Source organism: Brevundimonas sp. EAKA (genome assembly GCF_000698025.1).
GTDB lineage: Bacteria > Pseudomonadota > Alphaproteobacteria > Caulobacterales > Caulobacteraceae > Brevundimonas > Brevundimonas mediterranea_A.
Window position 1 is genome coordinate 1 of sequence record NZ_JMQR01000173.1, and the last position, 5162, is coordinate 5162.

The window sequence follows — 5162 nt, forward strand, 5'->3', positions numbered from 1 at the left end:
CGTCCTGATCGTCGGCTACACCGACACCTCGGGCTCGGCCGCCTATAACCTCGGCCTGTCGAACCGTCGTTCGCGCACCGTTGCGGACGCCCTGGTCGCCCAAGGCGTCAACGGCGGCGTTATCGCCCTGGACGCCAAGGGTGAAACCGCCCTGGCCAAGCCGACCGCTGACGGCGTGCGTGAGCCGCTCAACCGTCGCGCGACGATCGACATCAACTTCTAAGACCTAGACCCCCCGGCCCGACGAAAGTCGGATCGGGGGGCGCGGGAGCTTGAGGTACGTCTATCGGACGGATCAAAAACCGCCGTCTTCGTTCGAGGATGGCGGTTTTCCCATGTGGAGAGGCGGTAACGGTTGGTCGAAATCGCGCCGCATTATGGAATTTGGGTTGATCCGACCTCTGGAGCGAGCGAGATAAAGCCCAATGGTCACATTCTCCGCCAAACGCCCCGATTGCATCGGCGAAGAGTCCTTCCTTGCCCCGCCGCGCCGCTTGAAGCGAACTGGGGGTCTGTAAAATGGTTGATCTTCGCCAGTCGCATCGACAGGTCACGGGGCGTCGGCGGCGGCGGTACCGGCTTCGGGCGGACAGCCCCCCGGCCGTCCAATCGCGGCTTCGCGCACCGCCCCCGACGCCTGCGCGCGGCGGCGAGGTGACGATCCTGCCTGTCGGCTCCCGTCACCGCAGTCAAAGCCTGGCCGGCCGGCGATTCCTGATCGTGTCGGCGCCGTTTGGCGGATTCGGGGTCGCTCTGGCGCGGACGTTGGAGGCGCGGGGCGCGACGGTTCAGCGGATGATCTTCAACGCCGGCGACGCCCTGAATTGGCGCCGCGCCGGCGGCGTGGTGTTCAAGGCCGCAGCCGAAGTCTGGGCTGAACGGTTGGCGGAGGTGGCGGCCGACTTCACCGATCTCCTTCTGTTTGGCGAAGGCGGCCCCTATAATCGTGCGGTCCTGTCGGCGACCGAAGGGCTCGACGCCCGCGTCTGGGTGCTGGAGAATGGATATTTCCGCCCAGACTGGATCACGGTCGAGCTGAACGGCGTCAATGCGTCCAGCGGCCTTCCCCGTTTTCGCGACGGCTATCCCGCGCCGGAACCCGTCCTTCCCGACCCCATCCCCGTGGGCCGGATCCTGCCTCACCATGTGGTGAACATAACCGCCTACCATCTGGTCCAGACGTTGGGCGCCTTTCTGTTTCCCCGGCACGCCAACCATTACACGGCCTCGCCCCTCAGCCAGTGCCTGGGCCATGTGCGGCGCTATCTCAGCCTGGCGACGCGGCGTCCGTCGGAGAACGACGTCGATGTCATCGCCGCGCGGGGCGAATTCTTCATCGTCTGTCTCCAGCGTGAAGGCGACGCGCAACTGCTTCGCTATTCGCGATACGCCGACAACACCGCCTTCCTCGCCGAGGTCATGACCAGTTTTGCGGCCCATGCGCCCCGGAACGCGCGGCTGGTGGTGAAGAACCATCCGCTGGATCCGGGTCTGATCGATCTTTCGGCGGTGACGCGGCGTCTGGTCATAGAGCGCGGTCTGCAAGGACGGGTCGATTTCATCGACGGCGGAAATCTGGCCCAGTTGTGTCGCGCCTCTCAGGGCATGGTGGTGAACAATTCCAGCGCCGCCCTGTCCGCCCTGGGCTTCCATACGCCGGTCAAGGTTCTGGGCGACGCCTTCTTCGACTTCGACGGATTGACCGACCAGCAGGCGCTGGACGACTTTTGGTCGGCGCCCCAGGCGCCGGACACGGCCCTGTTCACGCGATTCCGCGCCCATGTGATCGCCCAGAGCCAGGTGAACGGCAATTTCCATGAACCCCGGGCGATCGGACGGACAGCGCATGGCGTCGCCGACATGTTTGAGCGGATTTTCTAAGCAATCCCCCGTAGGGCGGCATGAATGTTGCGAAGGGGCCACAGCTGGGCCTTGTCATATCGCTGTCATATAACTGTCGCCTGACATTGCAACACCCGACGTAGATGGGGCCAGATTTCGACAGGCGACCCCGCCTGTCGCCTTTAGGGTCTGTACGGCCTTCATCTGGGGATAGATGCAATGATCAACCGCAAGCGCCTCTTCTGGGCGACCACAGCCATCGTCGGCACGCTGGCCGCCGCCGGCGCCGCCTCCGCACAATCGACCGGCACCCAAGCGACTGAAGTCGACGAAATCGTTGTCACCGGCGCGCGCGGCCCGCGCAGCATCGACGGAGCCATCGTGGCTGAGAACGTCGGCAAGAGCCGTTCGACGATCACGCAAGAATATATTGCGACCCAGGCTGCGGGTCAGTCGATCAACGAGGTTCTGAACCTCGTTCCCGGCATGAACTTCACCAACAACGACCCGTATGGTTCGTCGGGCGGCAACATCCGCCTGCACGGTTTCGACGGCAACCGCATCGCCCAGACCTTCGACGGCATGCCGCTGAACGACTCGGGCAACTACGCCCTCTATACGAACCAGCAGCTGGATAGCGAGCTGATCGACCGCGCCACGGTCAACACCGGCACGACCGACGCCGACAGCCCCTCGGCCTCGGCCACCGGGGGTACGATCAACATCTCGTCCATCACCCCCACCGAAGAGTTCGGCGGCTGGGTGAAGGGTTCGCTGGGCGACTTCAACTACAAGCGCGTCATGGGCCTGGTGAACACCGGCGCCGTCGGCCCCTGGGGCACCCGCGCCTGGCTGGCCTATTCCGACCAGTCCTATGACAAGTTCAAGGGCATCGGCGACCTGGGCAAGATCCAGTACAATGCCAAGGTGTATCAGCCGATCCGCGACAACGGCGACTTCGTCTCGCTGGCCGCGCACTGGAACCGCAACCGCAACAACAACTACAACGGCCCGAACCTGTTCCGTAACGCGGATGGCTCGCTCGGTTCGACGGCCGACACCAGCCCCTTCGGCTGGAACGTCGACTTCGTCCCGACCTATACGGCGCCGACCTTCCGCAACGGCTTTGCGGACGTCGACAGCAACGGCACCAGCTACTGGGGTCTGCGCGTCAACCCTTCGGACACGGGCAACCTCCGCGGCCAGTCGCGCTTCACCCTGGCTGAAGGCCTGATCTTCACATTCGACCCCTCGTTCCAGTACGTTCTGGCCAACGGCGGCTCGCAACAGACGACCCTGACCGAGACCAACGCCGTGCTGCGCGGTTCCAAGACCACGGGCGGCGTTGACCTGAACGGCGACGGCGACACCCTGGACACCGTCCGTGTCATGGCCCCGTCGAACACCCACACCCAGCGCTACGGCATCAACTCTTCGTTGATCTGGAACGTCAACGACGACCACTCGCTGCGTCTGGCCTATACGCTGGACTGGGCGCGTCACCGTCAGACGGGCGCCTACGGCACGATCGACTTCTCCAACCCGTCCGAGCCGCGCTTCTCGAACTACTTTGGCGGCCGCAACGGCGAAACCATCACCAACCTGGACGGCTACGACCTGCGTGGGCGTGACCGTCTATCCTACGCCGAACTGAACCAGGTGGCGTTCGAATACCGCGGCAAGTTCATCGACGATCACCTGCGCCTGAGCCTGGGTGTCCGCGCGCCCTTCTTCAAGCGCGACATGAACCAGAACTGCTACTCGGCCAAGGGTTCCAGCTCGGTGGCCTGCACCACGCAGACGACGACCGTGTCGCCGAACTCGACCTCCAAATACACCTACTACCGGATCGGCACTTCGACGACCGACTACATCGCGCCCTACAGCCGCGAGAAGACGTTCGATGACATCCTGCCGAACCTGAACGCCGTCTGGCGCTTCGACGGCGCCAGCAGCGTCTACTTCTCTTATGCGGAAAGCTTGACCCTGCCGCGCACCGACAACCTGTACACGGTTCTGTACAATGCGAACGGTGAGCTGATCAGCCCGATCCTGGATCCGGAAACCAGCAAGACCTACGACGCCGGCTACCGCTACCAAACCGGAACCCTGATCGCCTCGGCCAACATCTGGTACACCCAGTTCCAGAACCGCATCCTGTCGGCCTATGATCCGGAAACCAACATCAGCACCGACCGTAACGTCGGCGATGTGGACATGAAGGGCTTCGACGCCCAGCTCGGCTACTCGCCGATCGAGTCGCTGTCCTTCTATGCTTCGGCTTCGTACAACGACAGCGAGATCCAGGACGACTATCGCAGAAGCTCGAGCAGCGTCATCCCGGTCGGCGGCAAGAGCCTGGTGGAAACGCCGGATTGGACCTTCGTCCTGAGCGCCAAGTACGAAACCGGGCCGCTGAGCGCCGGCATCCAGGCCAAGTATGTCGGCGAGCGTTGGCTGACCGACGTCAACGACCTGGCGGTGCCGAGCTATACGGTCGTCAACGCCGACGCCCGCTTCGACCTGGGCTACTTCGGCTTTGAAGGCACCGACATCCAGATCAACGTGACCAACCTGCTGGACGAAGAATATTTCGGCTCGCTGGGCACCGGTCTGGACGCCAACTCGTCGCTGTACGCCAACCAAGGCCCGCCGCGCACGATCCAGGCCTCGGTCCGCTACGCCTTCTAAGGCTTAGCCAGACTGAAACGACGAAGGGCGGTCCGTTCGCGGGCCGCCCTTTTTCTTTGCGTAAAGCCCGCCGTTGAAGTCGGGGGCGGTTGGGGCCATATGGCGCGGCTCGCGGGTCGCCCGCCCGCTCCGTTGGACCCCAGACAGGACCTGCCCGCCGATGACCGCTCCCATCTCCGCCGCCGTTCCTGCCGAGTGGGCTCCGCACCGCGCCATGTGGGTGGGCTGGCCCAGCCATGCGGAATACTGGTTCGAGGCGCTGGAGCAGGCGCAGGACGAGGTCGAGGGGCTGGTGCGGGCGCTGGCCGGGCCGGGGCGCGAGCAGGTCAGGCTGATGGTCGGCAAGGCCGAGGTGCTGGCGGACGCCCGGGCGCGCTTTGAGGGCTTCGAGAATGTCGAGGTGGTGGCCGGTGAGTTCGGCGACATATGGCTGCGCGACACCGGGCCGATCTTCGGTGTGGGGTCGAAGACGGCGGCGGCGTTCCGGTTCAACGGCTGGGGCGGGAAATACGACATGCCGGGCGATGATCGGGTCGCCGGCCAGATCGGCCGACATGCGGGCGTGGACCTGACGTGGAACGATTTCGTCATGGAGGGCGGGTCGCTGGATCATGACGGGGAGGGGACGG

General features: G+C 64.5%; 4 protein-coding genes. All 4 read left to right on the plus strand.

Annotated features, from left to right (window positions below):
* Positions 1-223 (plus strand): OmpA family protein (locus ER13_RS15995; protein WP_035310862.1); only part of this gene is annotated, 223 nt, incomplete at its 5' end.
* A gap of 431 nt (positions 224-654) precedes the next feature.
* A complete protein-coding gene (locus tag ER13_RS16000) occupies positions 655-1881 on the plus strand; it encodes a capsular biosynthesis protein (protein WP_052005166.1) in 1227 nt (408 codons plus the stop codon).
* Between the two features lie 180 nt (positions 1882-2061).
* A complete protein-coding gene (locus ER13_RS16005) occupies positions 2062-4533 on the plus strand; it encodes a TonB-dependent receptor (RefSeq protein ID WP_035310864.1) in 2472 nt (823 codons plus the stop codon).
* A 160-nt stretch (positions 4534-4693) separates the two neighbouring features.
* On the plus strand, positions 4694-5162 hold a 469-nt coding region (locus tag ER13_RS16010; RefSeq protein ID WP_197019810.1), incomplete at its 3' end, for an agmatine deiminase family protein.